27 protein-coding genes are annotated in these 25,051 nt (G+C 67.9%); 17 read left to right on the top strand and 10 right to left on the bottom strand.

Features of this window, described 5'->3' with window-relative positions; translation table 11 throughout:
- The first annotated feature begins 66 nt into the window (after positions 1-66).
- The gene (locus tag EV650_RS07010; protein ID WP_134116523.1) at positions 67-933 is read left to right on the top strand and encodes an AurF N-oxygenase family protein; all 867 of its coding nucleotides are present in this window, start codon (positions 67-69) and stop codon (positions 931-933) included.
- Positions 930-2,204, top strand: coding sequence for an FAD-dependent oxidoreductase (locus EV650_RS07005; RefSeq protein WP_134116521.1), 1,275 nt, complete (start codon positions 930-932; stop codon positions 2,202-2,204). Before EV650_RS07010 ends, EV650_RS07005 begins: the two co-directional genes overlap by 4 nt.
- On the opposite strand, the gene sigJ is transcribed toward EV650_RS07005, so the two are convergent.
- On the bottom strand, positions 2,167-3,063 hold the full coding sequence (gene sigJ / locus EV650_RS07000; RefSeq protein WP_134116519.1) for an RNA polymerase sigma factor SigJ: 897 nt from the start codon (positions 3,061-3,063) through the stop codon (positions 2,167-2,169). The two genes, EV650_RS07005 and sigJ, sit on opposite strands and share 38 nt — an antisense overlap.
- 92 nt (positions 3,064-3,155) lie before the next feature.
- Here sigJ and EV650_RS06995 point away from each other — a divergent pair, with 92 nt between their 5' ends.
- The gene (locus EV650_RS06995) at positions 3,156-3,608 is read left to right on the top strand and encodes a YybH family protein (RefSeq protein ID WP_134116517.1); all 453 of its coding nucleotides are present in this window, start codon (positions 3,156-3,158) and stop codon (positions 3,606-3,608) included.
- Here the strand turns inward: EV650_RS06995 and EV650_RS06990 are convergent.
- Positions 3,598-4,374 (bottom strand): serine/threonine-protein kinase, encoded by a 777-nt coding sequence (locus EV650_RS06990; RefSeq protein WP_166678050.1) that lies wholly within the window; start codon positions 4,372-4,374, stop codon positions 3,598-3,600. The genes EV650_RS06995 and EV650_RS06990 overlap by 11 nt on opposite strands.
- Here EV650_RS06990 and EV650_RS40290 point away from each other — a divergent pair.
- Positions 4,367-4,513, top strand: coding sequence for a hypothetical protein (locus EV650_RS40290; protein WP_166678049.1), 147 nt, complete (start codon positions 4,367-4,369; stop codon positions 4,511-4,513). The genes EV650_RS06990 and EV650_RS40290 overlap by 8 nt on opposite strands.
- A gap of 21 nt (positions 4,514-4,534) precedes the next feature.
- Here EV650_RS40290 and EV650_RS06985 read toward each other — a convergent pair whose 3' ends face one another.
- Positions 4,535-6,208 (bottom strand): ABC transporter ATP-binding protein, encoded by a 1,674-nt coding sequence (locus tag EV650_RS06985; protein ID WP_134116513.1) that lies wholly within the window; start codon positions 6,206-6,208, stop codon positions 4,535-4,537.
- Between the two features lie 105 nt (positions 6,209-6,313).
- Between EV650_RS06985 and EV650_RS06980 the strand changes: the two genes are divergently transcribed.
- The 3 genes from EV650_RS06980 to EV650_RS06970 are packed head-to-tail and all read left to right on the top strand — an operon-like array spanning position 6,314 to position 8,771.
- On the top strand, positions 6,314-7,633 hold the full coding sequence (locus EV650_RS06980) for a sensor histidine kinase (RefSeq protein ID WP_134116511.1): 1,320 nt from the start codon (positions 6,314-6,316) through the stop codon (positions 7,631-7,633).
- Positions 7,630-8,253, top strand: a complete 624-nt coding sequence (locus EV650_RS06975; RefSeq protein ID WP_134116509.1) for a response regulator — start codon at positions 7,630-7,632, stop codon at positions 8,251-8,253. Before EV650_RS06980 ends, EV650_RS06975 begins: the two co-directional genes overlap by 4 nt.
- Positions 8,254-8,309: 56 nt before the next feature.
- On the top strand, positions 8,310-8,771 hold the full coding sequence (locus tag EV650_RS06970; protein ID WP_134116507.1) for a hypothetical protein: 462 nt from the start codon (positions 8,310-8,312) through the stop codon (positions 8,769-8,771).
- A 2-nt stretch (positions 8,772-8,773) separates the two neighbouring features.
- Here EV650_RS06970 and EV650_RS06965 read toward each other — a convergent pair whose 3' ends face one another.
- Complete coding sequence (locus tag EV650_RS06965) at positions 8,774-9,394, bottom strand: class I SAM-dependent methyltransferase (protein WP_202874418.1); 621 nt, start codon at positions 9,392-9,394, stop codon at positions 8,774-8,776.
- Positions 9,395-9,480: 86 nt separating this feature from the next.
- On the opposite strand from EV650_RS06965, the gene EV650_RS06960 reads away from it, so the two are divergent.
- Genes EV650_RS06960 through EV650_RS06940 form a run of 5 tightly spaced genes read left to right on the top strand, consistent with a single transcriptional unit; the run spans position 9,481 to position 13,084 of the window.
- Complete coding sequence (locus tag EV650_RS06960) at positions 9,481-9,879, top strand: VOC family protein (RefSeq protein ID WP_134116502.1); 399 nt, start codon at positions 9,481-9,483, stop codon at positions 9,877-9,879.
- Positions 9,880-9,907: 28 nt separating this feature from the next.
- Positions 9,908-10,255 carry a YciI family protein gene (locus tag EV650_RS06955; protein ID WP_134116500.1) on the top strand — a complete coding sequence of 116 codons (348 nt, stop codon included), beginning with the start codon at positions 9,908-9,910 and terminating at the stop codon, positions 10,253-10,255.
- Complete coding sequence (locus EV650_RS06950) at positions 10,252-11,436, top strand: RNA polymerase sigma factor (protein ID WP_134116498.1); 1,185 nt, start codon at positions 10,252-10,254, stop codon at positions 11,434-11,436. Before EV650_RS06955 ends, EV650_RS06950 begins: the two co-directional genes overlap by 4 nt.
- A gap of 18 nt (positions 11,437-11,454) precedes the next feature.
- Complete coding sequence (locus EV650_RS06945) at positions 11,455-12,630, top strand: acyltransferase family protein (RefSeq protein WP_134116496.1); 1,176 nt, start codon at positions 11,455-11,457, stop codon at positions 12,628-12,630.
- Positions 12,631-12,646: 16 nt separating this feature from the next.
- The gene (locus tag EV650_RS06940; protein ID WP_134116493.1) at positions 12,647-13,084 is read left to right on the top strand and encodes an SRPBCC family protein; all 438 of its coding nucleotides are present in this window, start codon (positions 12,647-12,649) and stop codon (positions 13,082-13,084) included.
- A gap of 107 nt (positions 13,085-13,191) precedes the next feature.
- Here EV650_RS06940 and lexA read toward each other — a convergent pair whose 3' ends face one another.
- On the bottom strand, positions 13,192-13,845 hold the full coding sequence (gene lexA, locus EV650_RS06935) for a transcriptional repressor LexA (protein ID WP_134116490.1): 654 nt from the start codon (positions 13,843-13,845) through the stop codon (positions 13,192-13,194).
- Between the two features lie 69 nt (positions 13,846-13,914).
- Here lexA and EV650_RS06930 point away from each other — a divergent pair, with 69 nt between their 5' ends.
- Positions 13,915-14,712, top strand: coding sequence for a TIGR02569 family protein (locus EV650_RS06930; protein ID WP_238174059.1), 798 nt, complete (start codon positions 13,915-13,917; stop codon positions 14,710-14,712).
- Here the strand turns inward: EV650_RS06930 and EV650_RS06925 are convergent.
- A complete protein-coding gene (locus tag EV650_RS06925) occupies positions 14,650-15,849 on the bottom strand; it encodes a Cmx/CmrA family chloramphenicol efflux MFS transporter (protein ID WP_134116488.1) in 1,200 nt (399 codons plus the stop codon). The genes EV650_RS06930 and EV650_RS06925 overlap by 63 nt on opposite strands.
- A gap of 38 nt (positions 15,850-15,887) precedes the next feature.
- Positions 15,888-16,463 carry a TetR/AcrR family transcriptional regulator gene (locus tag EV650_RS06920; RefSeq protein ID WP_134116486.1) on the bottom strand — a complete coding sequence of 192 codons (576 nt, stop codon included), beginning with the start codon at positions 16,461-16,463 and terminating at the stop codon, positions 15,888-15,890.
- A 174-nt stretch (positions 16,464-16,637) separates the two neighbouring features.
- Between EV650_RS06920 and EV650_RS06915 the strand changes: the two genes are divergently transcribed.
- On the top strand, positions 16,638-18,653 hold the full coding sequence (locus EV650_RS06915) for a DUF1906 domain-containing protein (RefSeq protein WP_238174058.1): 2,016 nt from the start codon (positions 16,638-16,640) through the stop codon (positions 18,651-18,653).
- Here the strand turns inward: EV650_RS06915 and EV650_RS06910 are convergent, their stop codons facing one another.
- Positions 18,654-19,523, bottom strand: a complete 870-nt coding sequence (locus tag EV650_RS06910; RefSeq protein WP_134116482.1) for a LysR family transcriptional regulator — start codon at positions 19,521-19,523, stop codon at positions 18,654-18,656.
- A gap of 84 nt (positions 19,524-19,607) precedes the next feature.
- Here EV650_RS06910 and EV650_RS06905 point away from each other — a divergent pair, with 84 nt between their 5' ends.
- The 3 genes from EV650_RS06905 (at position 19,608) to ctaD (ending at position 22,978) form a co-directional block, all read left to right on the top strand.
- Positions 19,608-20,426 (top strand): alpha/beta fold hydrolase, encoded by an 819-nt coding sequence (locus EV650_RS06905; protein ID WP_134116480.1) that lies wholly within the window; start codon positions 19,608-19,610, stop codon positions 20,424-20,426.
- Positions 20,426-21,226, top strand: coding sequence for an LLM class flavin-dependent oxidoreductase (locus tag EV650_RS06900; protein WP_134116478.1), 801 nt, complete (start codon positions 20,426-20,428; stop codon positions 21,224-21,226). Before EV650_RS06905 ends, EV650_RS06900 begins: the two co-directional genes overlap by 1 nt.
- 63 nt (positions 21,227-21,289) lie before the next feature.
- Positions 21,290-22,978 carry an aa3-type cytochrome oxidase subunit I gene (gene ctaD / locus EV650_RS06895; protein WP_134116476.1) on the top strand — a complete coding sequence of 563 codons (1,689 nt, stop codon included), beginning with the start codon at positions 21,290-21,292 and terminating at the stop codon, positions 22,976-22,978.
- A gap of 448 nt (positions 22,979-23,426) precedes the next feature.
- Here ctaD and EV650_RS06890 read toward each other — a convergent pair whose 3' ends face one another.
- Positions 23,427-24,293, bottom strand: a complete 867-nt coding sequence (locus EV650_RS06890; protein ID WP_238174057.1) for a Sco1979 family transcriptional regulator — start codon at positions 24,291-24,293, stop codon at positions 23,427-23,429.
- 44 nt (positions 24,294-24,337) lie between these two features.
- Positions 24,338-24,964, bottom strand: coding sequence for an O-methyltransferase (locus tag EV650_RS06885; protein ID WP_202874417.1), 627 nt, complete (start codon positions 24,962-24,964; stop codon positions 24,338-24,340).
- Positions 24,965-25,051: the final 87 nt, after the last annotated feature.

Genomic DNA, 25,051 nt, shown 5'->3' with positions numbered 1-25,051 from the left:
TCTTGTGCGCGGTTAGGACAGCGGCTATGTTACATAGACGATGTCATATCGCGCCGGAGGTGTGGGATGGACGAGACCGCTCAGCGGTTGCTCGGATCGGCCGCCCGGTTGTCCCGGGATCCGGAGACCGAGATCGACTGGGATGCGCCGATCGGCGACGGGTACGGGATGTCGCCGGAGTGGAGCACGCTCTACGGCACGCCGTACTGGGACGAGCTGACCGACACACAGCAGCGGGAGCTGACCCGGCACGAGTCGGCGTCGGTGGCGACGACCGGGATCTGGTTCGAGCTGATCCTGCAGCAGATGATCCTGCGGGACGTGTACGACAAGCAGCCGCGGAGTGCCGAGTTCCAGTGGGCGCTGACCGAGATCGCCGACGAGTGCCGGCACTCGATCATGTTCGCGCGGGCGACGGAGCGGTTGGTCGAGCCGTCGTACCGGCCGCGGTTGCTGGCCCGGGAGCTCGGGCGGATGTTCAAGACGGTCGCCACCGGCGAGTCGGCGTACGCCGCGATTCTGGTGGCAGAGGAAGTCCTGGACGTCATGCAGCGGGACTGGATGCGTGATCGCCGGGTCGAGCCGCTGGTCCGGACGGTGAACCACATCCATGTCGTCGAGGAGTCGCGGCACATGGTGTTCGCCCGCGAGGAGACTCGGGACCGTCTCGCTGGGGCGAGTCGCGGTCGGCGCTGGGTGAGTGCGCTGGTGATCGCGATCGCGGCGGACATGATCGTGTCCAGCATGGTGAGCCGCGAGGTCTATGCGAACGTCGGCCTGGATGCTGACCGGGCGGTCCGCGAGGCGCGGCGGAACGAGCATCACCGGTCGTTGCTGCGGACAAGCTGTTCGAACCTGATGGACTTCCTCGGCTCGGTCGGGCTGCTGACGCCGGCCGCGAGCCGGGTGTATCGGCGGACCGGTCTGCTGTGAGCTACGCGATCTCGGGGGAGTGCTGCTCGGACGCGAGCTGTGTCGCCGCCTGCCCGATGAACAGCATCCATCCGTCGCCCGGTGAGCCCGGATTCGGCACGGGCGTGAGCCTGTTCGTCGATCCGCGGACGTGCATCGACTGCGGAGCGTGCGCGGACATCTGCCCGGTCGACGCGGCCCAGCCGGCCGATCAGGCGGCGCCTGAGGATGTCGAGCGGAACCTTGAGTACTTCGCCGATCGGGAGCCGCTTGAGGCGATGGACCTCGATACTTGGGAGCCGCCGTCGTACCAGGTTTGGGGTGGTGGGCCGCGGCGGGTGCTGGTGGTCGGGGCCGGGCCGGCCGGGATGTATGCGACCCGCGAGTTGTTGCTGCGGACAACGGCCGAGGTGACGCTGGTCGACCGGCTCGAGCAGGTGGGCGGGCTCGTGCGGTACGGCGTCGCGCCGGATCATCCGAAGACCAAGCAGATCATCGACACCTTCGAGCGGATCGTCGAGCACCGACGCGTGCGCTGGCACCCGGGAAGCGACGCAAGCGAGCTGCGGAACAGATCCGCCGCGGAGGAGCTGCCGGACGGGTACGACGCTGTGGTCCACGCCGTCGGCGCCCGCCGGAGCCGTCGGCTCGGACTCGCCGGCGAGGACGCGGCCTGCACCGCGGAAGACTTCGTTGCCTGGTGCAACGGTCGGCCGGGAGCGACCTTGCCGGTCAACCTCGTCGGTCCGCGTGCGGTTGTCGTCGGCAACGGAAACGTCGCGCTCGACCTGGCGCGGATGCTGTTGAGCGGCGACGAACGGTTGCGATCGGCAAACGTCCCGGCCGAGGTACGTGAGACCCTCGCGGCCAGCGGGATCAAGGAAGTCGTGCTGCTCGGCCGACGCGGTCCCGCCGAAGCGGCGTACACGCAGTCAGCGCTGCAGGAACTGCTGGCCGCAGCTGGTGATCGGGTTGAGCTGCGCTACCACGCCCGCCCGACGGCATGGAGCCCCGAAGGGCTCACGCTCGACGATGGCGAGACGATTGCTGCGGGCAACCTGTTCACCGCGATCGGGTTCGAGGGGAAGCCGATCGAAGGACTGCCGTTCGACCCGGAGCGCGGGATCGTCCCCAACGTCCGCGGCGCCGTCGTCGACCGGCCCGGTCACTACGTGGCGGGCTGGATCAAACGCGGCGCTCGCGGTGGGATCGGCGTGAACAAGGCCTGCGCCCAGGAGACCGTGATGACGCTGGTCAGTTCGTCCAGGGGTGCAGTTTCTCCGGGTTCCTGACCGCCCAGATGTTGGTGATGTGGTCGCCGTCCACGTCGAACGCGATCACGGTCTCGGTGACACCCTCGAACTGGATCACCAGACCCGGCTGGCCGTTGACCGTCCGCTCGAGCAACGTGCGGCCGAGCTGGAAGATGGGCAGGCCGGTGAAGTACTGCGCGACATTGACGCCACCGTGGACCGGAGCGAGCGCGGCCTGCACCACGCCACCGCCGTCGGCGACCGCCGTCACGTCGGGGTCGAGCAGGTTGACGAGCGCCGCGATGTCGGTCGACTCCCAAGCTGCCTTGAACTGCCGGATCAGCTCCGCCCGACGCGGCGACGGCGCCGCCGGAATCTCGGCATCCTGGATCCGGCGCCGCGCCGACGAGGCGAGCTGCCGGCAGGCGGCCGGGGTCCGGCCGACAATCTCGGCGACTTCGGGGAACGGGTAGCGGAAGACGTCGTGCAGGATGAACGCGACCCGCTCGGCCGGTGTCATCGCGTCGAGGACGACGAGGAACGCCATGTTCACCGACTCGTCCAGCGTCACCCGATCGGCCGGATCGGCGGTCCCGGGCTGGCCGGTGTGCCATTCGGTGCTCTCCGGCAACGGCTCCGGGATCCACTCGCCGACGTACCGCTCGCGTCGCGATCGCGCGGACCTCAGCAGGTCGAGACAGACCCGGCTGGCGACCTTGGTCAGCCAGGCGGCCGGGTTGTCGATCGCCTGCTGCTCGGCCGGCGACATCGCGTACCAGCGGGCGTACGTCTCCTGGACCACGTCCTCCGCGTCGGCCAGCGATCCGAGCAGCCGGTAGGCGAGGTTGATCAGCTGCCGCCGCTCGCTCATGATCGCGCTCAGACCCGGCTCGCTCATGGCGCTCCTCTCCTCGTTCATACCCGTACGACGGGACAGCCCGGCGAACTGTGACGTCTGACAGTCCGCGCGGCTGTCTCGTCGTACCGATCATGACCACAGACAACGCCACACAGAACGCACTGGCCGAAGTCGATATCCGCGAGCGTATCGAGAGCCTGCTCGACGCCGTCCGCACCGGTGATCTGGAGACGCTCAAGACGATCTTCGCGCCGAACATCGTCTCGTTCGACATCGAAGCGCCGCTCCGGCACCTCGGCGCGGAGAAGAAGGCGGCGAACTGGAAGCAGGTCTTCACGATGTTCCAGCTGCCGCTCGAGTACGAGACCCGCGACCTGACCGTGCTTGTCGACGGCAACCTCGCCGTCGTCTACAGCCTCAACCATATGAACGCCAGTCTGAGCAACGGCGGCAAGATCGACTACTGGCTGCGCTGGACGTCGGCGTGGCAGAAGATCGACGGACAGTGGATGGTCGTGCACGACCAGGTATCGGTCCCGACGTACTTCCCGGAGGGGCGCGCGGCGATGGACCTCACGCCCTGAGCCATTCGGGCCACGGCCGGAGTTCGCCGGCCGCGTCCGCGAGCGCTGTCAAAGCTTCAGCTGAGTTGGGTTGCGGCGCGAGGAGGAGTTGCAGGCTGTCGGGCAGCTCGCCGCAAGCCTCGGCGAGGGTTCGGCCGAGGCTGTAAAGGTCCATCGCGGCGGACACTGGCTCGCAGGCTTCTTGGGCGGGCGAGGCATAGCCTTCCGTGCCGACAGGATGACCGGCCGGTTGCTCGCTGCCCAGCCGCCTCGCACTGCCGTAGTCGATCAGCACGGGTCGCCCGTCGCGCAGGACCACGTTGTCGGGTTTGACGTCCAGGTGTGCGAGGCCGCGATGGTGGAGGGCCATCAGCGCAGGGAGCAGTTGTGCTCCGAGCAGTGCGGCCTCGGGCCCGGTGAGCAGGCCGTTGTCCTCGAGCTCGTCGGCGAGGGTCGGGCCGTCGACGTACTCGACCAAGATGTACGGGATCGCTTCGTCCGTGCCGTCGGCCAGGAGTCTGGGGACGGCCGGGTGCAGGTTGCCGGACAGCGCGGCGGTCTCGCGGCGGAGGGACTTGACGGCGCGGGGGTGATGGATTTGATGGGGCCGGGCCGCTTTGAGTACGGCGGGTGCCCAGAGTGCGACCGACCAGACCAGCCAGGTCTCGGAGCGGTGGCCGACGCCGAGGCGGTCGATGGCGAATGTTCCGCCCGGCAGTTCGCAGCCTTCGGCCCAGTCCCAGACAGCCAGTCCGTCCACGTCATCGGTAGCAGTGTCGATGAGCATGATCAGTCTCCAGAAGGGTCGAAGCCTGCCGCCGGGTGGTGGCCCGGCGGCAGGCTGGTGGGTCAGCCGCGCGAGCGGCTGCGGGAACGGCTGCGGCTGCGCGAACGGGACCGGCTCCGGGACCGCCCGTGGTGCATGACTGGCTTGATACGCATGAGGTTCACCTCCTTCCGGCGAGTTGGTGGTCGAGCGTGACGACCCGGTCGGCGATGGCCGCCAGGTCGCGATCGTGGGTGACGAGCAGGACCGTGCGGTGTGCGGTCGTGGTCCGGATCGCATTGATCACGGCGGCCGCGGAGACCGGGTCGAGCGACGCGGTCGGCTCGTCGAGCAGCACCATCGGCGCCGACGAGACCGCGGCCCGGGCGAGTGCGACCCGGCGGCGCTGACCACCGGACAGTCGTACGCCGCTTTCGCCGAGCGGGGTGTCGTAGCCGAACGGCAGCCGGTCGGCGAACTCGTCCACCAGCGCGGACCGGCCGGCCGCGACCACACCCGCCCGGGTCGCGTTCTGGTTGCCGAAGGCAATGTTCTCGGCGATGGTCGCGTCCAGCAGCCACGGGTCCTGCGGGACGAAGGCGAACCGGTCGCGCAGACTCCGCTGATCGCAGTCGCGGAGGTCCACCCCGTCGATCAGGATCCGTCCGGCGTCGACGTCGTACAGGCGAAGTAGTAGGTGGAGCGTGGTGCTCTTGCCGATGCCGCTCGGACCGAGCAGGCAGACGGTCTCGCCGGCCGCGATGTCGAGGTCGAAGTGGTCGAGCACCGGGCGTCCGGGTTCGTAGCCGAAGGAGATCTGTTCGAACCGGATGCCGGTGTGGAGGCGCGGCGCCGGGCGAGCGTCGTACCGGTCCTCGACGGCCTCGTCGCAGTCGAGTACCTCGCGGACCCGGGCGGCGCTGGCGCCGGCTTTGGCGAGTACGACGGACAGTCGGGTCAGGCCGCGGACGGGGGAGTAGAGGTCGCGGAGATAGGCCAGTACGACCAGGAGTTGGCCGACGGTCAGAGCGCCGCTCAGGACATGTCGCCCGCCGATGACCAGGACGATGGCGGCGCCGATCGCCAGGACGATGTCCGCCATCGGAGTCCAGCGGGCGTCCACGTCGATGGCGCGGAGTTCGACGTCGAGGACGGCACGGTTCCGGGTGCCGAAGATCGCGGCGGCCCGGTCGATCCGGCCGAAGGCCTGGACGGCGCGGACGTTCCGGAGCAGGTCGGTCGTTGCCCCGGCCAACCGTCCGGACTCGGTACGGGCGTCCTGCTGAGCGGCCCGGATCCGTCGGCGTTGCCGGACCGCGAGGACGCCGAGCACCGGTGCGACGGCCAGCCCGATCAGAGCGAGCTCGGGGTCGAAGGCAACCAACAGGGCGAGTACGCCGACCAGCATCACCGCATCGGGCAGGAACGACGTGGTCACCGCGACGACTGCGTCCAGCAGGCGGCCGACGTCGGTGGTGAGCCGCGAGACGAGCTCGCCGCTGCGCATCCGATCATGCCAGCGAAGCGATCGGGTCATCGTGCGCTGGAACATCGTCGCCCGGAGTGACGCACCGATCCGCTCAGCAGCGCCTTCGACCGTCCGCAGGCTCGCCATGTCGAGCAGCCCGATGACCGCAGACAGGACAACGCTGCCAGCCGCGGCCAGTCCGAGTACGGCGACCGGATTGGCGGTCGGCTTCGGGCCGAGCGCGTGGTCGACGGCGAGCGCCAGCGGCCACGGGCGGACGAGCACCGCGCCAACTCGCAGTACGACGAGGCCGGCCGCGGCAGCCAGAGCAGGAAGCTCAGCTCGTGCGGCGGGCCCGGCGACTGCGAGCGACAGCGGAAGTTTCATGCCGACCACGCTCGTCGCGCGTTGGTCGGCTTTGGTAGTGGACCTTGGTACTAGGACCGTTGTCGGGCTGCCTTACGGCGCGGGGTGCACCATACGATCCCTGACATGGGAAGACTCCGACGCGCGGACAGCAAGCCGATCTCTACGGTCGGCCTGCTCGTGCGGTTCACCGCAGCCGGTTTGATCGTGCTGCTCTCGCTGGCTGCGCTGATTGCGTTCGTCGCGCGGCAGGCCGGTGTGGAGCAGGCGACCGAGTCGGCTCGACAGGTGACGTACGTGACGGCGCGGGGTGTGGTCGAGCCGCGGCTGGACGCCGCGGTGATCGCTGGGCAGCCTGCGGCACTCACGGCGTTCGACCAGGCGATGCGGAAGTACGTGCTCCAGGGGTCGCTGGTCCGGGTGAAGTTGTGGAACGCGGACGGGCGGATCGTGTACTCGGACGAGCCGCGGTTGATCGGTCAGCAGTTTCCACTGGGACCGGAGGAGCAGGAAGCGCTGCAGCGGCAGGGCAGTAGTGCGTCCGAGGTCAGCGATCTGAGCCGGCCGGAGAACAAGTTCGAGATCCCATACAAGAAGCTGCTCGAGGTGTACGTCGGGGTGCGCGGGATCAACGGCGAACCGATGCTGTTCGAGGCGTACTTTCAGTACCAGGCGGTCACCGAGGCGGGGCAGGCCGCGTGGCAGCGGTTCGCGCCGCCGTCGCTGGGTGCGTTGCTGGTGCTGGAGCTGGTGCAGATTCCGTTCGCCTGGTCGCTGGCGCGGCGGGTGCAGCGGCAGCAACGAGACAGGGAGCGGTTGCTGCAGCATGCGGTCGACGCGTCCGATGCCGAGCGCCGGCGGATCGCGGGGGAGTTGCACGATGGCGTCGTACAGGAGCTGACCGGGCTGAACTATGCGCTGGATGCGATGCGGCTCGGGCACCCGACCGACGGGCAGCGGGCCGAGTTGATCGCGGACAGCGCGAGCCGATTGCGGGCGAGCATCGGCTCACTGCGGTCGTTGCTAGTGGACATCTATCCACCGAACCTCGCCGAGGAAGGACTGACGTCGGCGTTGGCCGAATTGGCGGCGGGGCTGGAGCGGACGGGGGTCGAAGTACGCCTAGAGACCGATGGGGCGGAGGACTTGCCGCCGGCTGTCGCGGCCTTGTTGTTCCGTACTGCGCAGGAGGTGGTGCGGAACGTCGCGGCGCACAGCGAAGCCCGGAGCGTGCTCATCAAGGCGAGTCGGGTGGACGGGCGGGGCGTGCTGATCGTGGACGACGACGGGCGTGGATTCGACGAGTCGCGGCTCGGCGAGCGGAGCAGTGACGGTCACCTCGGGCTACGCTCGATCGGCGACCTGCTCGCGGAGTCGGGCGGAACGCTGACCGTCCGGGCTGCGCCCGGCCAGGGGACACGGGTGGAAGCCGAGGTACCAGTGTGATCCGGGTTCTGATTGCCGACGACCACGCGATCGTGCGGACCGGCTTGTCCCAATTGCTGGGTACGGCGGATGACATCGAGCTGGTCGGAGCCGCCGGGGACGGGGCCGAGGCGGCGACGATGGCGGCCGAATTGCGGCCGGACGTCGTACTGATGGATCTGTCGATGCCGGGCACCGACGGGATCACCGCGACCGGGCGGATCGTGGCGGCGGCTCCCGAGGTGCATGTGCTGGTGCTGACGTCGTTCAGTGATCAGGCGCGGATTCTGGATGCGCTGCAGGCCGGGGCTGAGGGGTATCTGCTGAAGCACAGTGAGCCTGAGGTGATCCTGGCCGGGATCCGGGAGATCGTGTCGGGCGGCTCGCCACTGGATCCGAAGGCCGCGCGGGTACTACTGACGAACCGGCGGTCGCCTGGTCCCGAGACGAAGCTGACCGACCGGGAGCAGGAGGTGCTCGACATGGTCGGCGCAGGTCTGCCGAACAAGACGATCGCTCGGCGGCTCGGCATCAGCGAGCGGACGGTCAAGGCGCACCTCACGAATGTCTACCAGCGCCTCGGCGTCACCGACCGCACCCAGGCCGCCCTCTGGGCCCAGCGCCAACGCCGTGAGGAGTAGGTACTAGTACCAACGTCCGATGGTGCTCGGACCGCTCGATGAGACACGATCGAACCATGGACGACCACCCGCAGAACAGCGCCGACGACGTACGCCGACGGCCGGTCGTCCTGCACGCCGGTCAGTCCGACCCCGTGGCACCCCGCCGTACGCGGCGCTACCTGGCCTGGGCCGGCACTGGCCTGCTCGGAGTGGTTGCGGCCGCTGGATTGGTGGCTGGAGGCACAGCGGTGTGGTCGGCGTTCGATCCGGGTGCGCCAGGGCAGTCGCCGGCTCCCTTGTGGTTTCCGCCGCCGGAGAAGATCACGCCGCAGAGCGAGAAGGTCACGCCCACGCCGACTGTGGACGACCACGGTGGCGACCGCACTCGTACTCCGAAGTCCAGCAGCACGACCGAGCCGGGGGACGACAAGGGCGGGACCCGCCCGAGCAGTGGGAAGACGACCACCGGCAAGCCGACCTCCGGCAAGCATGGCTCTGGGAAGTCCGGTTCCGACGACGGCCCCAACCACAACTGAGGTCAGCGTCGCGCCCGGCCGAGGATGTGCGGACGCGCCGGGTTCGGCCGGTCGGCCGGGAACTCGAACCGATCGATCTCCTCGATCACGAACCCCGCCGCCTCGATCGCAGCCGCGGTGTCGCGATGTACATGACAACCGCCCGCGAGCAACGACCAGACAGTCGCATCCGCGAAACGCTGCACCGTCTCCAGCCGCCCGCCGTCCGCCGCGACGTGCTCGTAGAACCTGAGCTCACCACCAGGCCGCAGTACCCGGGCCGCCTCAGCGAGCGCCACCTGCTGATCCGGCACAGAACACAGGACCAGAGAGACGACAACCACATCCGCTGACGCATCCCCAGCCGGCAACCGTTCCGCCGTACCCTCGACAACCTCGACCGGCACAGGCGCGCGTACGGCGGACTCCCGCGCCTGCGCGCGCAGATAAGGCTCAGGCTCAACCGCGAGAACGCTGACAACCTCAGCCGGATAGTGCGCGAAGTTGCCGCCGTCACCCGCACCGATCTCCACCACCCGACCGACTGCCCCGGCCAACAGCCGACGCCGGTGCTCACTCGCGCCCTCCCGGTCCATGGCAGGCCGGACTCGCGCATACATCCGAGCAAAGATCGGGTGCTTCATGCGCACACGATGCCAGACTGTCGCAAACGCCCGTACGCCGATCGTCTCCTAGATGACAGTTAGCTCACCATCGCTAGGAGACAGCAGTGCCTACCACTGTGAAAGCCATCGACATCGTCGTGTCGGACCTCGGAGCCGCGATCGAGTTCTACGGCCGGCTCGGCCTCGAGTTCGTCCGCGACCCGTACATGCCGGACAGCCACGCCGGCTGTGACCTGCCGAACGGGCTGCACCTGATGCTCGACACCGACGACCTGCGCAGCAAGACCACCGAGAACTGGACGCCGCCGAAGCAGGGACGGACCTTCCTGACCTTCGAGTACGACGGGCCGGCCGAGGTCGACTCGACGTACGCCGAACTGGTGGCCGCCGGCGTGACCGGCTGGCAGGAGCCGTTCGACGCCCCGTGGGGAATGCGTTACGCGACCGTCGCCGATCCGTCCGGGAACGGTGTCGATCTCTACGCCAACCTGGCCGCGTCCTGAGCAAGACTGTCCGGAAGGAGGTTCGGGTGTGAAGTACGTGCTGATGTTCATCGAGACCGAGGAGTTCGCCAAGGAGTTCGAGGCGAAGGGGCCGGCCGAGCGGGAGGAGGCGTACCGGCGGGTGTACCAGTGGTTCGACGACCACCGGGACAAGATCAGCGACCGCGGGCAGAAGCTGCAGGGCCGGGAGACCGCGACCACGGTCCGGCTGGACGGTGGCGCACTGATGACGACCGACGGACCCTTCATCGAGGGCAAGGAGGTCGTCTCCGGGTTCACCGAGATCGACGTCGAGGACCTGGATGAGGCGCTGCGGATGGTCCGGACCTGGCCCGCCTGCCCAGTGATCGAGATCCGTCCGGTAGCAGAAATGTGAACACCGACGACGAGCTGGCTCGCGTGGTGCGTGACCACGCGGGCCGGCTGGCCGGTTCACTGGTGTCGTTGCTCGGCGACTTCTCCGCCGCCGAGGACCTGGTCCAGGACGCGGTCGAGATCGCGCTCAAGCGCTGGCCGGTCGAGGGTGTGCCCGACCGGCCGGACGCTTGGCTGTTCACGGTCGCGAAACGCCGAGGGCTCGACGTACTGCGCCGGCAGCAGAACTATCGCAGCAAGCTGGCCGCGTTCGAGCCTCCCGTGCAGCCTCCGCCGGACGACCGGCTGCGGCTGATCTTCACCTGCTGCCACCCGGCCTTGGCTCGCGAGGCGCAGGTCGCGCTCACGCTGCGCGTGGTGTGCGGCCTAACGACCGCACAGATCGCGGCTGCCTTGCTCGCCTCCGAATCGGCCGTCGCACAACGCATCACCCGGGCGAAACGCAAGATCACCGACGCAGGCATCCCGTACCGGATCCCACGCGACGACGAGCTCCCCGAGCGACTCACCGAAGTACTGACCGTCATCTACCTGCTCTTCAACGAGGGCTACCTGTCCAGTACGGCGGAACGCGCGCACTCCCGCGACCTCGTCGACGACGCCGAATGGCTGACCGCCCTACTCCACGGCCTCCTACCCAACGAGCCCGAAGTCGCCGGCCTGCTCGCCCTGATCCGCCTCCACCGAGCCCGTACGGCGGCCCGCTTCACCCCGGCCGGCGACCTCATCCTGCTCGAGGACCAGGACCGCACCCTCTGGGACCACGCCGCGATCGCCGAAGCGACAGCACTCCTCACCCGGACCGCACACCGCCACCACGCTCCTGGTCCCTACCAATTGCAGGCCGCCATCGCCGCCTGCCACAGCGAGGCGCCGACCTGGTCCGAGACGGACTGGCCGCAGATCCTCGTGCTGTACGACATGCTCCTGACCCTGCAGCCGAGCCCCGTGACCTGCCTGCACCGCTCGATCGCCGTCTCGTACGTCGAAGGATCGGCGGTCGCGCTGGCAGAGCTCGATCAGCTCGCACTCGACAGCTATCCCTTGTTCCACGCGACCCGAGCGCAGTTCCTCCGCGAGCTCGGCCGCAACGCCGAGGCGCGCCAGGCAGACGAACTAGCAGCCGAGCGAACGGCCAATCCAGCCCAACTCGACCTGTTGCGCGAGCGCCTGGCCCACTGAGCCACCATCCTTGCAACCATGGGTGTTCAGGGGCGGGGCGAACGGTTGTGGTTCCTCGATTGGCTACGAGTACTCGCGGTCTTCGGGGTGTTCGTCTTCCACACGCTGCGCCCGTTCGACGACGGCGACTGGCACGTGAAGAACGCGCAGACCAGCGAGGGGATCTCGATGGCGATCGCGTTCCTCGGGCTGTGGGGGCTGGCGTTCTTCTTCATGATCTCGGGTGCGGCGTCGTGGTTGGCGCTGCGCTGGCGGAGCGGGCTCGCGTTCCTCAGGGAGCGAGCTCTGCGGTTGCTCGTGCCGTTCGTCGTCGCATACGTCCTGCTGTCGCCGCTGCAGTACTTCATCGAGCAGCACCACAAGGGCCGGTCGAGTCAGTCGTTCTTCGGCGATGTACGGACGTTCTTCGGTGACCTCGCCGGCGATGCTCCGCTCTGGTTGCGCGACACGTATCACCTCTGGTTCCTGATCTACCTGATCCAGTTCGCCGTACTCGGTCTGCCGCTCTTCCTGCTCTTCCGCGGCCGGGTCGACTGGCTTGCCCGGATCTGTCAGCGACGCGGCTCGATCCTGTTGCTCGCGGTGCCACTCATCCCGATCCACCTGCTGCTGCTCGCGGCGCCGGGGCCGGATCACGGGTGGGGCGAGTTCGTGTTCTTCTTCGACTTCTTCGTCGTCGGGTTCGTGGTGATGTCGGACGAGCGGCTGACCGCGGCGGTACGACGGGACGCCGTACCCGGGCTGATCGTCGGCATCACGGCGTTCGTGGTCGGCGTACTCACCGGGATCATCGACTTCCTCGACGGCTGGTGGCCGGATCCGGGCTACTCGTGGGCGTACCTGTGGTACTCGCCGCTCATCACGATCGCCGTGTGGGGCTGGTTGGTCGCGGTCCTTGGCTTCGGCATGCGCGCGCCGGCGTTCCAACGCCCGTTACCGACCCCACTGGCCCGCGCCGCGATGCCGTACTTCATCGTGCACCAGCCGATCATCCTCGCGATCGCGTACTACGTCGTGCGCTGGGACACCGGGATAGGCGCCAAGTACGCCGTCCTCCTGCCAACCGCCTTCGCCCTGTCCGCCGTACTAGCGTGGCTGCTGTCCGTCTTGCCGGGTATTTCGACGCTCTTCGGCGTCAAACGTGTCGGATCCGGGGGTACGCCGTTCGTCAACAGATCGAAGGCCGACGAATGAGAAGGAGACCGGAGCAATGGGATCGATTGTGACGCAGGTCGAGGTGGAGCGGAGTGCGGACGACGTGTTCGCGTACGTCACGGATCCGGATCACTTCCCGGAGTGGCAGGCGAACGTGACCGATGGCCACCTGGAGGGCGGCGAACCGGTCGTCGGCGCGATGTGCCTGACTCGTCGCAAGATCGGTGGGCGTGAACGGGACGTCACCTCGCGGCTGACCGTCTTCGACCCGCCGCGCGCCTGGGCGGTCCGCGGCGAGGACGGCCCGATCCGCGCCACGGTGAACGTGACCGTCGAGCCGATCACCGGCCGCAACGCCAGCAAGCTGACCATCGACCTCGACTTCGAAGGCCACGGAATCGGCAAACTCCTGGTCCCGCTGATGGTCGTGCCCCAGTCCCGCAAGGAGATGCGAGCCAACCTGGCTCGCGTCAAAACCAACCTGGAGCGCTGACTGGTGTACGTAAGAACGGGTAGTACACCTGCGATACGCCGTACGCACGGGTGCGGCCACGCTCAGGTGTACTAGGCGCCAGGCACTACTACCTGTTCTTCTGCACGTTAGACGCTGCGGAGGACTGAGACGACGATGCCGAGGATGGTGGCGTTGTCGCCGTCGATGACTTCGTAGGCGGGGTTGCGGGGCTCTAGGAAGACGTGGCCGTTGCGGCGGCGGTAGACCTTGACGGTCGCCTCCTCGTCGATCATCGCGGCGACGATCTGGCCGGAGTGGGCCTCGGACTGCTGGCGGACCACGACGATGTCGCCGTCGCAGATCGCGGCGTCGATCATCGACTCGCCGCGCACCCGCAGCCCGAACACGGTGCCCCGGCCAGTCAGTCCGCGGGGGAGTTGCATGACGTCGTCCACGTGCTCGACCGCGGAGATCGGCGTACCGGCCGCGATGTCGCCGACCACCGGCACCGGGACGTTGTCGTCACTGGTCTGAGCAGCGCCGGAGTCCTGGAGGAACATCCGGACGTCGATCGGCCGCGAGACCGACGGGCTCCGGCGCAGGAATCCCTTGTCCTCAAGGCTGGCCAGGTGCTTCGACACCGACGACGAGGAGCGCAGCCCGACCGCGTCCCCGATCTGCCGGCTGCTCGGCGGGTACCCGTACCGCGTCACCCAGTCCCGGATCACCACCAGGATCCGCTGCTGCCGCTCCGGAAGAGCCGCGGTGTCGAGGTCGCCGAACAGGTCGAGATCAGTCACCGCCGAACCCTATCCCGCGGCTGACGAAAACCCGGTGAAGCGCGCACGCTTTAGTGACAGGGTGCGGGCATGGTTGGTCCTTCGAGTGAAGTGCTGGACGCGTTCGCGCTGACCGGGCCCGCTGTGCTGCTGCCGGGCGGGCAAGGCGACACGTGGCGATCCGGAGCGGTCGTCCTGAAGCGCGTCGTGTCGGAGAGCGTCTGGCGAGCCGAGGTACTGGCGACTTTGCCGGAGTCCGACGAGTTTCGGGTGCCGCGCCCGGTCCGAAGCCGGTCCGGTGAGTGGATCGCGCTCGGCTGGGAAGCCAGTGAACTGTTGCCCGGGGCGACAGACGTACGCCGACAAGACGAAGTACTCACTGCGGCTGTGGCCTTCCACGCCGCCATTGCCGAGTTGCCGCGGCCGGACTTCCTCGACACCCGCGAGGATCCGTGGTCCGACGGCGATCGGGTCGCGTGGGGCGAACAGTCCTTCAACGGAAGTCCGGGGTACGTCGACCTGACCGGACCGCTCCTCGAGGTGTGGCGGCCGGTCGAGCTGGTGGACCAGGTCGTCCACGGCGATCTGCCGGGGAACGTGATGTTCGCCGACGGTCTCCCGCCGGCGATCATCGACTGGCCCGTCTACTGGCGACCGCCGTCCTGGGCATCCGCGGTCGCCGTCGCCGACGCGCTGTGCTGGTACGACGCTAAGCCGGAGCTCGCCGCCCGCTGGGCGCACCTACCGGAGTGGGGTCAGATGCTGATCCGGGCGTTGATCTACCGCATGACCACCGAGGACGTCGTCTGCGGACCCGACTTCTGGTCAGGACCCGCTCGCGCGGCCTACGAGCCGGTCATCAAGCTCGCGCTCTCGTACGTCACCTGACCGCGCCGCCCGGATCGCCAGCGGAATGGTGCCGACGGCCAGTACTCCGAGACCCGCGCCGATCCAGCCGACCGACGGATAACCGGCGCCCGCATCCAGCGCCAGCCCGCCGAGCCACGGACCGACCGTGATCCCGACATTGAACGCGGAGATGTTGAACGCCGCGGCCAGAGTCGGCGCGGATCCGGCGACGCTGAACACCCGCGAGTTCACCGCCGGGTTGCTGGCGAACCCAAAGGTGCCGACCGCAATGATCGCCGGTACGGCAAGCCACGGGATCCCGGTCGTGAGCGCGAGGACCACGGCCGCGACGATCACCCCGGTCAGGCTCAAGGCCAGCGTGCTGAACGGCCGTCGGTCCGCGTTCCGTCCGCTGATCGTGATCCCGATCAGCGCGCCGACGCCGTACAGCGCCAGAACCAGCGGGACCCAGCCGTCCGACAGTCCGGTCGTCTCGGTCAGCAGGGGAGCGAGGTAGCTGAAGATCACCAGGATCGCGCCGGTCGACAGCGCCGTGGTCGCGTACGCGAGCCAGAGCTGCGGGTTCGCCATGTTGCGCAGCTCCAGACGCAGCTGCGGAACGCTCTCACTGCGACCACGCGGGATCGTCGCCATGATGCCGGCCATCGAGAGAGTCGACAGCAGGGCGACCGCCCAGAACGCGGACCGCCAACCGAGATGCTGGCCGAGCAGCGTTCCGGCGGGCAGTCCGATGATCGTGGCTACCGTGAGACCGCCGGCCAGGATGCTCATCGCCTTGGCGCGAGCCTCCGGTCCGGCGAGCTCGATCGCGGTGACCGACGCGACCGCCCAGAATCCGGCGTACACGAAGGCTCCGGCGACGCGGGTCGCGAGCAGGACGCCGTACGACGTAGTGAGCGCGCCGGCGACGTGGGTGAGGGCGAAGATCGTCAGGAAGGACAGCATCGCCGCGCGCCGGGACCAGCGCAGAGTGGTGACAGCAAGGATCGGCGCGCCGACGAGCATGCCGACGGCGAACGCGGAGATCAGCAGGCCGGCAGCTGGGATAGATACGTCCAGGTCGGACGCGATCTCGGGCAGCAGACCGGCGAGCATCAGCTCGGACGTGCCCTGCGCGAAGATCGCCAGGCCGAGCAGATAGACAGCGCGAGGCATGAGGTCCTCTCATAGTTGGATCAAAGAGCCGCGGAGGGTCAGAAGCTGCGAAGCGTTGCCTCGACGACGGCCTGTTGGCTCTCGGGAGTGGCGTTGCGGCGGGCGGCGACCCGAAGACCGCCGAGAACGGTGAAGACGTACGTCGCGAGTCCGGCCGCATCCTGCTCCGAGTCGACCTCGCCGGTGGCCTGGGCAGCCTCGATCGCGGTCGTCAGCGCGGTCAGCTTGACCTCGTGGTCCCGGTCGAGCAGGTCGACGATCTCGGCCTCCTTCGGACCGAGCTCCACGATCGTGTTGATCACGAAGCAGCCGGCCGGATCGACCGGATCCGGCTCGACCGCGGTCCACAGGATCCGCCGTACCCGCTCACGGATCGGTACGTCGGCGTCCTGGATCACCTCGAGCTGGGCCGCGGTGAACTGGTCGACGTACCGCCGTAGCGCTCGGTCGAACAGGTCGCGCTTGCTGCTGAACGTGTTGTAAATGCTGCTCCGGCCGAGGCCGGTCGCGTCGCAGAGGTCCTGCGTCGAGGTCGCCTCGTACCCGGCGGTCCAGAACGCGCGCATCGCCGCATCGACGGCGCCGTCCTCGTCGAACGTCCTCGGTCTCGGCATGTCGACCAGCCTAGCACGTTATGGACTGAACGATCCAAAATGGGTCGTCGAACGCTTGAACCACCTGCGCCGATAGCATCAGGCCATCGAGGCGAGTGCCGGATGCTCTTCGACAAGAGCGCAGGCGCTCGCTTTCACTTGGGGGTCTCGACCGTCGAACAAGTGGGGAGCACTGTGAGGTTGTTCAGACCTGGGGGGCTGGCACTCGCCCTCGCGCTGGTGGCGGGCATCACCGTCGCCGGCGGAGCGGCCGCAGCGGAGACCAAAACGGTCTCCTATCGCGGCTATGAAGTAACCGTCCCGGCCAACTGGCCGGTCATCGATCTGGCCACTGACCCGACCGCCTGCGTCCGACTGGACCAGGCGGCTGTTTATCTCGGCCGCAGTACCGCGCAATCCACCTGCCCGGCGCACATCGTCGGCCGCAGCTCCGGTCTGTTGCTCGAGCCGCTGACCACAGTGCAGCCGTCCAGCGACGGCCTGCTCCGGCGTGCCATCACCGACGCCGGTGTGCTTGCGACCGCGTACTACGCACCCGGCGCCGAGCACGCTGCGAGCGACGTACTTGCCACCGGCAAGGTCGTCTCGAAGACGCCGTCCGCCCGCGTCGCGCAGCCGGCCGCGGTCACCCCGTCGGTGGTTGCCACGGGCAACTTCGCCGGGAACGCGTTCGACACCTGCGGGGCGCCCGCGCAGTCCACGATGGACGCCTGGCGTCCGACGTACCAAGGTGTGGGCATCTACATCAGCGGCGGGCTCCGGGCCTGTGCGCAGCCGAACCTGACTGCCGACTGGGTCTCCACGAACGCGAGCAAGGGCTGGCAGTTCCTCCTCGTCGACGTCGGCTATCAGGCGCCGTGCACGACGTACAAGAGCCGGATGTCGTCGGTCCCGGCGACCGCCTTGACGCAGGGCCGCAACGCAGCGATCAATGCGGTCGCCGCCGCGCAGGCACTCGGGTTCACGCAGCGCAGCGCGATCTACAGCGACATCGAGGCCTACACGTCGACGGCCGCCTGCAAGGCGTCCGTACTGGCCTACCTCAGCGGATGGACCCAGGAGCTGAACTCCCGCGGGTACGTCGGTGGCGCGTACGTCGGCGCCGCGTCGGGTGGCGCTGACCTGAACAGCGCCTACACGAGTACGGCGTACACGCGGCCGGACAACATCTGGTTCGCGCACTGGGGTTCCGCCGTGGGGACGAGCCGCTTCATCAACTCGGCGTACTGGACCAACCATCAGCGGGTGCACCAGTTCGCGGGCGACGTCAGCGAGACCAACGGTGGCGTCCAGATGTCGATCGACCGGAACTACGTCAACCTGACCGCGCCGCCGCCGCCCGTCACCAGCTTCAGCGTCTCCGGTGGTGTCGCGGCCGCGACTCTGCGCTGGACGAAGCCGGCCAACACGACGCTCGGCCAGATCATGGTTCGCAGCGCGGTCGGCTCGACTCCGCCGCCGCTGGCGACTTCCGGTACGTCGGTGTACAACGGCTCGGCCAGTCTGTTCACCCAGACCGGTCTGTCGAATTCGGCCAGCTACGCGTACCGCGTGTGGGTGAAGGACAGCAAGGGCAAGATCGGTCCCGGTGTCGACGTACGACTGGTCGGGTCGAAGGCGACGATCGGAGCCAGCGCGGCCTCGATCATGTACACCGGCGCGGTGACGCTGTCGACGGCGGTGAGCCGGCTCGACGGTGTGAAGCTGGCCGGCGTACCGGTGGTGCTGTACTCGAAGGCGAAGACCGCGAGCAAGTGGTCGACGGTCGGTTCGTTCACGTCGAACGCCAGCGGGGTCGTGTCGACAGCGCAGAAGCCGGCGGTGTCGACGTCCTACATGTGGGGCTACAACGGTGCCGCCGGAGTGCTCGGGACGCGGAGCGCTGCTGCGCTGATCCAGGTCCATCCGGCGCTGTCGGCGTACCTCACTCCGGGTGCGATCAAGCTGGGTGCGTCGACGTTGCTGTACGGGTACCTGAACCCGCCGCACGCGGGCACGACTGCGTACCTGCAGCGGCGGTCCGGTACGACGTGGGTCGCGGTGACGACCGGGAAGCTGACGTCGAACGGGAAGTACGCGTTCAGCATCAAGCCGACCGCACGCGGCACCTACACGTACCGCGTGGTGTGGCTGGCGGACGCTGATCACCAGGGCACGCAGACGGCATCGAAGGTCCTGACCGTCAGCTAGTCAGGCCAGGTCGGCCGCCGCCTTCCGCGCAAGCTCGATCGCGTGAGCCGCAAGCGGTGAGTGCGTGCGGCCGGCCTGCCACAGCAAGAAGATCTCCCGCGGCGGGAGCCCAGGCGTGAGGTCGTGTAGCGCCAGGCTCTCGTCGTCACGGAGTACGGCGAGCCGCGGCGCCAGCGCGGCACCGAGGCCGGCGCGGACCATCGCCAGCAGCGCCTCGTTGCCCTCGGTGCGGAACACGAACTGCGGGCGGATGCCGCGGGTTCGCAGGAAGTCCTCGACGACCGCCTGATGACAGATGGCTGGGTGCGCGACCAGCGGGAGGCCGTCGAGCCTCTCGAGCGGAACTGGTCCGGGCGGGAAGTCGCCGGGGCGCGCAACGAGCAGGTACGGATCGTCGAGCAGCTTGAGATCCTCGATGCTGGCGTCGGTACGGCCGTCGAAGAACATCAGGTCGAGCCCGGTCAGATCGGGGTCGTCCGTCTCCTCCTCGAACAGCCGGATATCGCAGCCCGGATGCGCGTCCCGGAGACCGCGAATCACCCGCGGCAGCAACGTGTTCGATACGGTCTGGAACGTGCCGATGTCGATCCGGCTGTCGCCGGCCCGGAAGCGCTCGATCCCGTCGCTCATCTCGTCGGCCCGGCGGAGCAGCTCGCGTCCATGCCGCAGTACGACGGCGCCGAGCGGGGTGATCCGGACCGGCTTCGGCCCGCCCGGACGGTCGAACAGCGACCCGCCGGCCGTCTTCTCGAGTACGGCGATCTGCTGGCTAACGCTCGACTGGGTGTACCCGAGCCGGCGCGCGGCGCGGCCGAATGATCCCTCGTCGGCGACGGCGGCCAGCGTCGCGAGGTGACGCAACTCGTACATCGTCGCAGTCTATCGCTGTAGGCGATCGCTTCGATAAGAATCAATCGCTTTTCATGATCGGTCCGTCCTTCTACGGTCGTTCGTATGGAGAACCTCTACTCGGTCAACGGTGTCGAGCTCTGCGCGGAGACATACGGCGATCCTTTGGACCCAGCCGTGCTGCTGATCCACGGAGCCACTGCGTCGATGGTCTGGTGGGACAGCCGCCTGTGCAGCGAGCTCGCCGGTCGCGGGCGGTTCGTGATCCGGTACGACCAGCGCGACACCGGCCGGTCGACGTCGTACCCGCCCGGCGCGCCGACGTACGCGATGAGCGACCTGGCCGCCGACGCCGTCGACCTACTCGATGCCCTCGGCATCGAACGGGCGCATGTGGTGGCTCAGTCGATGTCCGGCGGTACGGCGCTGGTGCTCGGCGTCGACCACTCGGCGCGGGTCGCCTCTCTGACGTTTGTGTCGACGAGCACTGGCGATGAGGGACTCCCGCCACCATCGGCCGACATGACCCGCTTGGGTACGCCGGACTTCAACGATCCGGCCGCCGTCGAGGAGTACGTCGTACGGTCGATCGAGGCAGAGGCAGCCGGTCATTTCGATGAGGCGACGGCGCGGGCTCTCGTTCAGCGGGATATGGCTCGGGCGAGGGACTACGAGGCTGCTCTGACGAACCACTACGCGATGAGGTTCGACGGGCCGCGTGGTGGCTTCGGCGACCTCAAGATGCCGGTTCTCGTGCTGCACGGAGATGCCGATCCGCTGCTGCCGCTGCCGCACGGTGAGGCGATCCGCGATGCGGTGCCGGGCGCACGTTTGGTGGTCATGCGGGGGATGGGTCACGGGCTGTCGGAGCCCTACTGGGAGTCCTTCGTTGACGAGCTGGTCAAGCACACCGAGGAGCGATGATGAAGTTCGCGATCTGGCTGCCTTTGTTCGATGAACTGTCCGATCCGCTCGAGATCGCGCGGCTCGCGGCGGCGGCCGAGGAGGCGGGCTGGGACGGGTTCTTCCTCTGGGATCAGCTGTGGTGGCGAGAACCGATTCGCGAGGTGTCGGATCCCTGGATCACGATGAGTGCGATCGCGACCGCGACCGAACGGCTGCGGATCGGCCCGATGGTTTCGCCGATCGCACGCCGGCGGCCGACCAAGCTCTTGCGTGAAACGACGACGCTGGACCGGCTTTCGGGTGGCCGGCTGGTGCTCGGGGTCGGGTTGGGCAGCGACCGGTTTGCCCAGGAGTACTCCAAGACCGGTGAGGAGCTGGACGACCGGGTCCGGGCCGAGCGGATGGACGAGACGCTCGACATCCTGACCGCGGGCTGGACGGGGGAGCCGGTGAAGTACTACGGCAAGCACTACCTGGTCGACGACGTGCAGTTCCTGCCGCGGCCAGTGGCTGGTCGAGTGCCGGTGTGGCTCGCCGGGTTCCCGGGCAAGCCGAAACCGGTCCGACGGGCGGCGCGGTACGACGGGTTCTTCCCGGTCAACCTGACGTCGCCTGACCAGGTCGCCGAGCCGGCCGCCGTACTGCGTGAATTGCGCGGCAATCTGGACAATTACGACATTGCGGTGGCGCTGGAGCCGTCGGTCGATCCGCGTCCGTACGCCGAGGCCGGTGCGACCTGGTGCCTGATGGATATCGACCCGGCGACGCTGCGGCTGGCCGACGTACGTGCGGCGATTGCGGCCGGTCCACCGCGTTGATGGGGTGTTGCTCCCGGATTCATGGGTGTCTAATCGAAAAGATGCCGTAGTACGGGAGGTCGCATGGCCAGCGTCAGCGGACAGGCCGGGATCACCGAGCGCACCGGATCGACTGCCGTCGGAGCACGGCGGCGGCCACTGGGGCAAGTGCTCGGGCGACTGCTGTCGACCACCGACCACAAGATGATCGGCAATTTGTACCTCGTCACGTCGTTCCTGTTCTTCCTGGTCGCAGGCGTGATGGCGCTGATCATCCGCGCCGAGCTCGCCGAACCAGGGCTGCAGATCGTCAATGAGGAGACGTACAACCAGCTCTTCACGATGCACGGCACGATCATGCTGCTGCTGTTCGCGACGCCGCTGTTCGTCGGCTTCGCCAACGTGATCATGCCGGTGCAGATCGGGGCGCCGGACGTGGCGTTCCCGCGGCTGAACATGTTCAGCTACTGGCTGTTCCTGTTCGGCGGCCTGATCACGATGGGCGCGTTCTTGACCCCGGGTGGAGCGGCCGACTTCGGCTGGACGGCGTACGCGCCGCTCTCGAACGCGGTCCGATCGCCCGGCATCGGCGGCGACATGTGGATCATGGGCCTGTGGATGGCCGGCCTCGGGACGATCCTCGGTGGCGTCAACTTCGTCACCACGATCATCACCATGCGGGCGCCGGGGATGACGATGTTCCGGATGCCGATCTTCTGCTGGAACATCCTGGTCACGTCGATCCTGGTGCTGATCGCGTTCCCGATCCTCGCGGCGGCGCTGCTGGTGCTCGAGGCGGACAGATCGCTAGGCGCGCACGTCTTCGATGCCGCGAACGGTGGCGCGATCCTGTGGCAGCACCTGTTCTGGTTCTTCGGACACCCTGAGGTCTACATCATTGCCCTGCCGTTCTTCGGCATCATCACCGAGATCTTGCCGGTCTTCAGCCGCAAACCGATCTTCGGGTACTACGGCCTGGTGGCCGCGACCCTGGGCATCGGGGCGTTGTCGATCGCGGTGTGGGCGCACCACATGTTCGTGACCGGTGCGGTGAACCTGCCGTTCTTCTCGTTCATGACGTTCCTGATCGCGGTCCCGACCGGGGTGAAGTTCTTCAACTGGATCGGGACGATCTGGGGCGGGTCGGTGTCGTTCGACACCCCGATGCTGTGGTCGGTCGGCTTCCTGGTCACGTTCCTGTTCGGCGGTCTGACCGGGATCATCCTCGCGTCGCCGGTGCTGGACTATCAGCTGTCTGACACGTACTTCGTGGTGGCGCACTTCCACTACGTCGTGTTTGGGACTGTGGTGTTCGCGATGTTCGCCGGGTTCTATTTCTGGTGGCCGAAGATGACGGGCCGGATGCTCGACGAGCGGCTGGGGAAGCTGCACTTCTGGCTGCTGTTCGTCGGCTTCCACACGACGTTCCTGGTGCAGCACTGGCTCGGGGTCGAGGGAATGCCGCGGCGGTACGCCGACTACAAGGCGAGCGACGGCTTCACCACGCTGCACCAGGTGTCGACCGTGGGTGCGTTCATCCTGGGGATCTCGACGCTGCCGTTCCTCTACAACGTGTACAAGTCGCGCCGCAGCCCCCGCGTCGAGGTCGACGACCCATGGGGCTGGGGCCGCTCCCTCGAATGGGCAACGAGCTGCCCGCCCCCACGCCACAACTTCGACCGCCTACCCCGAATCCGCTCCGAATCCCCAGCCTTCGACCTCCACCACCCAGAAATAGCCCTAGCCGACCACACCGAAGAAATCGACGTCTAACCCAGTCGCCCGCTAGCTCGGTGACCGCGCTAGCCGGGTGACCCGCGAGGCCCGGCTATGGCCCGCCGGCTGGCGACTTGTGTGGCCGATGGCGGGTTACAGCACGCCACCCAGTCAAACAACCCGCCACCGGGCCTGCGCCTTGTGGGACTGGCAGGAACCGATGGCAGGAACCGATGGCGGAAACCGGTGACCTGAGACAAGACATGGTGGCGTGCAACAGGACGCCGTGGCATCAGACCTGAAATATCAGGTCCTTCCCCACCAGAACCAGTCCCAGGCCACCAGAGGTGGTCCCTCGGAGCCGGCGATGTCGGCGCCAAGGCGACGTGGCGGTGCCGTTCGGCTGCTGTCGCCGGGCGACCCGGCTGCGACCCCGGCCGCTACCGAGGCGCGTCCCGGCTGTGTCCCGTCGGCGACTCGGGGGTGGGTGTGTGCTGGCGGGGACTTAGGTGAGTTGGTCGAGTAGGCGGGTTAGTTCGTGTTCGGTTTGTTGGGGGGAGGGGCTGCTGGAGGCGAGGATGTCGAGGGCTTGGGTGTAGGCCTCGACGTCGTCGCGTTTGTCCAGGTACAGCGCGCTGGTCAGGTGCTCGACGTACACGGTGTCGGGTAGGTCGCGTTGCGGGAAGCGGAGCAGGGTGAATGCGCCGGTTGAGGCGTGGCCGGCGCCGTCGAGCGGGATGATCTGGATGGTCACGTTCGGCCGGGTGACGGCTTGGCGGAGCGCTTCGAGCTGGTGGCGCAGCACGTCGCGGCCGCCGATCGGGCGATGCAGGACCGACTCCTCGATCACGGCCCAGAACTTGAGTGGCGGGTCGCGGTCGAGCACTCGCTGCCGGCGCGACCGTAGCGCGACGATCCGCTCGATCTCCGCGTCGGTCGGCTCCCGAGCGGGATCCAGCCGAGCAACGGCCCGCACGTAGTCCGCGGTCTGGAGCAGACCCGGGACGACCTGAGTCTCGTAGGTCCGGATCAGCTCGGCCGTCCCCTCGAGCCCGAGATACGCATTGAACCAGTCCGGCGTGACGTCGCCGTACCGATGCCACCAGCCTGGGTGGTTGGCTTCACGGGCGAGGTCGAGCAGCCGATCACGCTCGCGGGCCTCGTTCACGCCGTACAACGTCAGGAGGTCGAGGACGTCGCGTTCCTTGAACCCGACCCGGCCGAGCTCGAGCCGGCTGATTTTCGACTCCGAGGCCCGAATCGCCCAGCCTGCATCCGTACGGGTGACGCCGGCGCGCTCACGCAGCTCCCGCAGATGACTGCCCAGCATCATCCGCAGAGCCGTCGGCCCCACCACGCCTTGCCCCGCCATGAGCCAAGTCTACATCATTATCGAACACATGTTCCCATGCAATCTCATCGTACCCGGGTGCCCACCAGCAGTGAGTTCCGCAGATCTGGCAGCACCACCTCGGTCGCCACCAGCCGCGAATCGGTGAAGAAGAACCCCCGCTTCGGATCGTTCGTCCGGTACGGCGAATCTGCCGGCAACGCCTCCACCGGCGTCACGTCGTCGACCACCAACCGCCCGCCGATCCGCAACAACTCCACCGCCCGAGCCGACTGCCCACCATCCGCGAACACCAAATCAAACGGCGCCCGCCGAGCCAACTCATCAAACGCATCCCCACGAATCACCTCGACCCGAGCATCATCCGCCAGCACCTTGCGCGCCGCAGCCGCCCGGACCGGATCCAACTCGACAGTCACCAGTTCGCAGTCCGCCGGCATCGCCGACGCCATCCACGCCGCCCCAACGCCAACCCCCGTACCGAGCTCGCCAATCCGGCCGCCCACGCATCCCGCCGCAAGCACCGCCAGAAACCGCCCGACCCCCGGAAGACAGCAAGACGGCCCAGTACCGTCCTGCGTCCGCGGCATCCCCAACTCATCCGCCGCCTCAAACGCCCGCATCACCAACGGCGGTACGTCACCCATCACACCCCCAGGAGTCAGCCCACCCGCATCGCATTCGTGCGGCATCCACCGAAAGCACCGTAGTACCACCAGGCGCCTCGTGCCGTGCCTGCAGGCGCGTCCTTCCGTGTGGCGCGGATGCCGCGCCAACTC

The organism is Kribbella kalugense (assembly GCF_004365875.1).
Taxonomy (GTDB): domain Bacteria; phylum Actinomycetota; class Actinomycetes; order Propionibacteriales; family Kribbellaceae; genus Kribbella; species Kribbella kalugense.
This window is presented reverse-complemented; position numbering and strand designations above follow the sequence as displayed.